The 847-nt window shown below is 47.5% G+C and carries 1 pseudogene; it reads left to right on the plus strand.

Annotated features, from left to right (window positions below):
- Nucleotides 1–847, plus strand: a pseudogene (locus R7R78_RS25245) (MSHA biogenesis protein MshI); the annotation flags it as partial.

Raw genomic sequence — 847 nt, forward strand, 5'->3', positions numbered from 1 at the left:
GCTCTTGTTTTTTGGTTATTCAGCCAGACGCAGTTTATTTATCATCACCAGCTAAAAGTGGCCGTCCGTCTCAGTTTGAAATTTCTGAATCAAATTGGGAACGCGCTGTTGAGCAAGCGTTAAGCGTTGCCGCGAGCGCTTATGATTCTCTGACCGTAGTGCTGTCACACAACTACTATCAGATGTATCAAATCGACAAGCCAGCCATGCCACGCCAAGAGTGGTCGGCGGCGCTGCCGTTTTTACTCAAAGAGCTTATTTCTGAGCGTGCCATCGACATCATCGCTGATGCGGTAGAGCTACCAAACTCAAGTAAAGTGCAAGCTTATGTTTTATCAAGAAAGATGCTTGATAAAATTGTGCTACTGGCTAGTCGTGCTCAATTGCCGTTAGAAGCGATCATTCCGGAAGATGATGTTTGGGGTGATACCGCTGGTGAGCTTGGTAACTTTTTGTTGCTGCAACGCAGCGCGCGTGGGCATTTCCGCATCAGTGCTTTTGTTGAGCACACCATTGCATTTCATCGTTCGATTCGTAGCGTGACACCTCCTCTTACTGGCGTACCGTCAAGCGAGCTACAGATGGACAGTTTGTCTCTGGAGCTGCAACGTTCGATAGATTACCTCTCTGCTCAGCTTCGTCAGGTTCAGTTACACCAATTGAAAGTGTGCTGTGATGAAGAAGATGAGAACGAATTGGTTCAGTCGCTTAACTACCGCTTAAGCACCAAAGTGTCGTCACTACTGCCTGAAGAACATGAACTCTCTGGTCATGTGCTTGCGGATGCGGCGGCGGCGTCTACAAATCGACGCGTCAATCTATATCCTGATCATTTAAAGCCGAAAAA

It is taken from the genome of Vibrio sp. 2134-1, from assembly GCF_033339495.1.